Here is a 4,693-nt window from a genome sequence, read left to right on the forward strand (position 1 = left end):
GTGCTGTTCGCGTTCGCGGCAGGGGAGGAGCTCTCCGAGCACACATCGGCTCGGCCGACCATCGTGCATGTCCTCCAAGGGGAGGCGGACGCGACCGCCGGCGGGGAGGCGTTCGCCGCCGGCGCCGGCACCTGGTTCCGTATGGCGCCGAACATGCCGCACTCCATCAAGGCTCGCACCGGCCTGGTGATGGCGCTCTACCTGCTGCGGATGCGCGTGGGGACGCTGGCGTTCCTCGGCACGTCGGCCTGGTTCTTCCTCGCGGTCAACCTGCTCAAGGTGCCGTTCAGCGTGGGCCTCGGGCTCATCACCCCTGACTCGCTGCGCCTCAGCGCGGCGATCGCCCCGGGGATCCTCGTCGGCGCGCTGGCCGGCCGGCGGCTGGTGCGCGGCATGTCCCGCGAGGTCTTCGAGCTCGCAGCGCTCGTGGCGACAGCGGCCGCGGCGGTGTGGCTGCTCGTCGGGCGAGGGTGACGCAGGAGACTGGGGCCCGCGCGGATCAGGGAGCCGGGCAGGCGCCGCTGTCGACCAGGAGGGTCAGGTCGAAGGCTGGTCCGGCCCACTCCTGGAGAACCTCGCGGTGACGGGGGCCGATCGCCGAGCGGAGCACGGCGACCGGTGGATCTGTGGCGACGAGGGCCTGGCAGTCGGTGATCTCCCACCGGACCAGAAGGTTTCCGGTCTGCCCGGGCGACAGCCGCTGCGGGAGTGCGGTCGCCGGGCCGAGGTCGACGCCCGGCAGGACATCCTCGAGCGCGAGGGACTCCGGGTGGGCATCGGTGGGTGACCCGAGCAGCTGCGCCTCGGGCGGCAGCACCCACGCGCCGACGACGTGCGCCCCAGGCACGTCCTCGACCGACTCGACGACGAGCGACGGCCATCCTGCGGGGCTCAGCTCGCTGGTGGTGAGCACACCGTCCGTGCCGAACGTCTGCCACGCGCCACCGCCGACATCGCCGGCCCGCAGCGTGGGTGCGAGCACCGTCGGGGAGAACCAGGCCACGGTCCCGAGTGCCGCCGCCAGACCCAGCAGGGCAAGGTTGCGCCCGGCCGTGGGCCGCGGGACCAGGGAGTCAAGGCTCGGGTCCGCCACGCTTGCGGTGCTCATTGCACCATCGTACTATGACAGTACGACAAACGAGTGGGGTGACGGTGGTCAGCGCGATCTCGGTCCTCCTCGTGGCGCTCCTGGCCGTGGGCTCCCTGCTCCTGGTCGCGCTCGTCGTGGCCCCGGTCCTCGTCCCGGTCGCCGTCACGACGCGAGACGTCCACTGGCTCGCCGGGCGCTCCGTTCTCACCGAGCGGGAGTCGGACGTCCTCGCCCGCTACCTCACGCGCCACCGCCGGCACCGGGCAGTCGGCGCGCTGCTGGGTGTGCTGCTCGCGCTCGTCCTGGGGCTGAGGTGGTCCACGGTCGGGGACGGGGCGGTGAGTGCTGGCCCGCTGGCCAACGTGCTGTTCTGCGGGATCGTCGGCCTGGTGGTGGGTGCCCTGTCCGCGGAGAGCTTCCGCCTCAGCGAGCCGCCATCGACCGCGGTGGCCGCGTCCCTGGCGGCCCACCCCACCCCGGCCCGGCCCGACGTCACGCTGCAGGCCCGTGGGTTGGTGGTGACGGCGCTCCTCGCCGGGGTCGTCGTCGAGGTCCTCGGTCGCGGCCTCGGTCCGCTCGTCATCGCCCTCGGCGGTCTGGCCGTCGGTGTGCTCGCCGAGGCGACGCTCCGCGCGATCGCCGGGCGCCGCCGGCCGGTGCTCTCCGACCGTGCGCTCGAGGTCGACCTGCGGATGAGGGTCTTCGCGAGCACCGCGACCGCGTGGCTCCAGCTCGCCGCGGCGGTGCAGACGCTCGCCTGGGTCCTGGCATCGCTGCCGCTGGGAGACGCCCTGCGTGCGCTGCAGGGGCTCGTCGGGCTCGTCGGGCTGGTCGCCACGCTGGTGCTGCTCCGCCAGGCCTCGCCCCGCCCGCCCCGGGGCTGGGTGGTCCCGTCGGGCGCGGAACGGGTGCTGCCGTGATCGTCAGCGTCGACGCGCGCTCGGCCGTCCCGGTGTTCGAGCAGCTCCGAGCGCAGATCGAGCGCCTCATCGCCTCGGGTCAGCTCCCGTCGGGCAGCGTCCTGCCACCCATCCGCCATCTCGCGGCCGACCTCGGGCTGGCCCGTGGCACCGTCCACAAGGTGTACGACGCGCTCGCCCGGGAGGGGCTCGTCGAGTCGGCTGGTCGGCACGGCACGATCGTGCTCGACGGTGCCCGCGTGACGACCACCGCGAACGACCTCGCGGCCGCGGCCGACACCGTGGCGCTCGTCGTCCGGCAGCTGGGGCTCGACCCGGGCGCAGCGCACCGCGCCGTCGACGAGGCGCTCGCGCGGCTGTAGCCGATCCGTGCGGGTGGCCGTGTCGACCGGCTCCTTGACACTCGCTGCTTACCGAGCAATCTGGCCATCGTCGCTTACTCGGTAAGCAATCTCGTAGGGGGACGCATGTCGGTACGTCAGGGAATCCTCGCGCTGCTCGGCGAGCAGCCGATGCACGGCTACCAGCTCCGGCAGGAGTTCGAGCGCCGCACCGGCGGGACGTGGCCGGTCAACATCGGGCAGGTCTACACGACGGTCCAGCGGCTGGTGCGTGACGGACTGGTCGAGCCGGTGCCGGACGCGGGCGAGGCCGACGTCGAGCGCTTCCGGCTCACCGTGGCCGGGGCGACCGAGGTCGCGGACTGGTGGTCGCGGCCCGTGGACCGCAGCGCCCCGGCGCGCGACGAGCTCGCCATCAAGCTGGCGCTGGCCGTCACCGCGCACGGCGTCGACGTCCGTCGGGTGGTCCAGGCGCAGCGCACAGAGACGATGCGCGCGCTGCACGACTACACCCGGCTCAAGGCGACCGGGGGCGATGGCTGGGCACAGGCGGGTGGCTCGGAGCTCGCCTGGTCGCTCGTCCTGGACAACCTCGTGTTCTCCGCCGAGGCCGAGGTGCGGTGGCTCGATCACGTCGAGGCCAGGGTGACCCGCGCAGCCCGCGAGAGGGCCAGGACCGGTGGCGGGGAGGCGACGCCGGCGCAGGGGGACGACGTCGCCCCCCGGCCGTCGGCCGCCGCGCTGACCTCCCGCCCGGGCCCCACGTCGGCCGACGAGGTGCGGCCGTGAACCCGGCGAGCCTGGGCCCCGTGCTGCTGACCCTGCGCGGTGTCTCGCGTGTGCACGGTGAGGGCGCCGCGCGCGTCCAGGCGCTCGCGGGAGTCGACCTCGAGGTCCGGCTCGGCGAGCTGGTCGCGGTCATGGGGCCGTCCGGCTCGGGCAAGTCCACCTTGCTGCACCTGGCCGGTGGCCTGGACACGCCGACGGCGGGCACCGTCACCGTGGGCGGTGCGGAGGTCTCCGGTCTGGGGCTCGCCGAGCGCGCTGCCCTGCGGCGCCGCAGCGTGGGCTACGTCTTCCAGGACTTCAACCTCATCCCGGCGCTGACGGCGGCGGAGAACGTCGCGCTGCCCCGCGAGCTCGACGGTCTGGGGACGCGTGCGGCCCGCGCTGCGGCACTCGAGGCGCTCGCCGAGGTGGGCATCGTCGAGGTCGCGGACAGGTTCCCCGACGAGCTGTCCGGCGGCCAGCGCCAGCGCGTCGCCATCGCGCGCGCGCTCGTCGGCCCGCGCAGCCTCGTCCTGGCTGACGAACCGACGGGTGCGCTGGACTCGGTGGCCGGCGAGGACGTCATGCGGGTGCTGCGGGCCCGCGTCGACGCCGGCGCCGCCGGGCTGCTCGTCACGCACGAGGCGCGGTTCGCAGCATGGGCGGACCGGACGATCTTCCTGCGCGACGGCGCCGTGGTCGACAGCACGGGCGCCTCCGCCGGTCCGGAGTCGCTGCTCGCCGCCGTGGCGCGGGACCTCGGCTGATGCGCGGCCGCGGAGCCGGGCTGCGCGCGACGGCGCGGATCGCCCGGCGGGACGCCCTGCGTGCGCGCGGACGCACCGCGCTCGTGGCGGCGATGATCGGGCTGCCTGTGCTTGCGGCGTCCGCCGGGCTGACGCTCTCCACCTCCTCGGTGCCCACGGCGGAGCGCTACGTGCAGTGGCACCTCGGTGCCACCGCACAGGCTCGGATCGGCGAGTTCGTCTCGCCGGGGCTCGAGCAGGACCTTCCGGGTGAGGGCTGGGGCTACGCGGGCACGACGCCGCAACTAGATCAGCTGCTCCTGGTGGACTACGAGCGAGACCTCGACGAGGCGCTGCCCGCCGCCGACACCCTCGTCCGAGTCCTGTCGACGTACACGTGGCTCCGCACGTCGGACGGCCGGTCGACTCGCGACGTGCGGCTCGTGGAGGTGCCGACCGGGACGGCGGAGCTCGGCGCCCTCGTCAGGGTGCTGGATGGGCACCTGCCCGCCGTCGACGGTGAGATCGCGGTGCTCCCCGAGCACGCCGAGCGGCTGGGGGTGGACGTGGGCGACCACGTGGTAGCCACGGGGGCCGGCATCGCCGCCGCGACGAGCAGCCTCACGATCGTCGGGCTCATCGCTCCCAACCCGTCGAGGATCGAGGCGCTCGCCGCGCCCGGTGCCGTGCTCGACGCAGCCGCGACCCTCGAACCGGTCCAGGCGGTCGCGTCCTGGTACGTCGTCGGCCCGGCGCCCGTCACGTGGTCGCACGTGCTGGCGATCAACGCGCTCGTCTCCTGGGGCTTCCGCCTCGGCCTCGAAAAAT

The 4,693-nt window shown here is 74.3% G+C and carries 7 protein-coding genes; 6 read left to right on the forward strand and 1 reads right to left on the reverse strand.

Features of this window, described 5'->3' with window-relative positions; genetic code table 11:
- Nucleotides 1–474 (forward strand): cupin domain-containing protein (locus PKY62_RS12095; RefSeq protein WP_324537303.1); only part of this gene is annotated, 474 nt, incomplete at its 5' end.
- Nucleotides 475–499: 25 nt separating this feature from the next.
- Here PKY62_RS12095 and PKY62_RS12100 read toward each other — a convergent pair.
- Entirely contained in the window at nt 500–1,108 is a 609-nt protein-coding gene (locus PKY62_RS12100) for a hypothetical protein (RefSeq protein ID WP_324537305.1), read from the reverse strand.
- Nucleotides 1,109–1,146: 38 nt separating this feature from the next.
- Here PKY62_RS12100 and PKY62_RS12105 point away from each other — a divergent pair, with 38 nt between their 5' ends.
- From PKY62_RS12105 to PKY62_RS12125, 5 genes are all read left to right on the forward strand, one after another.
- A complete protein-coding gene (locus PKY62_RS12105; RefSeq protein ID WP_324537307.1) occupies nt 1,147–2,010 on the forward strand; it encodes a hypothetical protein in 864 nt (287 codons plus the stop codon).
- Complete coding sequence (locus tag PKY62_RS12110; RefSeq protein WP_324537309.1) at nt 2,007–2,372, forward strand: GntR family transcriptional regulator; 366 nt, start codon at nt 2,007–2,009, stop codon at nt 2,370–2,372. Before PKY62_RS12105 ends, PKY62_RS12110 begins: the two co-directional genes overlap by 4 nt.
- 105 nt (nt 2,373–2,477) lie before the next feature.
- Entirely contained in the window at nt 2,478–3,140 is a 663-nt protein-coding gene (locus tag PKY62_RS12115; RefSeq protein WP_324537311.1) for a PadR family transcriptional regulator, read from the forward strand.
- The gene (locus tag PKY62_RS12120) at nt 3,137–3,886 is read left to right on the forward strand and encodes an ABC transporter ATP-binding protein (protein ID WP_324537313.1); all 750 of its coding nucleotides are present in this window, start codon (nt 3,137–3,139) and stop codon (nt 3,884–3,886) included. Before PKY62_RS12115 ends, PKY62_RS12120 begins: the two co-directional genes overlap by 4 nt.
- The coding region (locus PKY62_RS12125; RefSeq protein ID WP_324537315.1) for a hypothetical protein at nt 3,886–4,693 on the forward strand (808 nt) is incomplete at its 3' end. The genes PKY62_RS12120 and PKY62_RS12125, both read left to right, overlap by 1 nt.

Origin of the sequence: Actinotalea sp. (genome assembly GCF_035443605.1) — a bacterium.
Lineage (GTDB): Bacteria > Actinomycetota > Actinomycetes > Actinomycetales > Cellulomonadaceae > Actinotalea.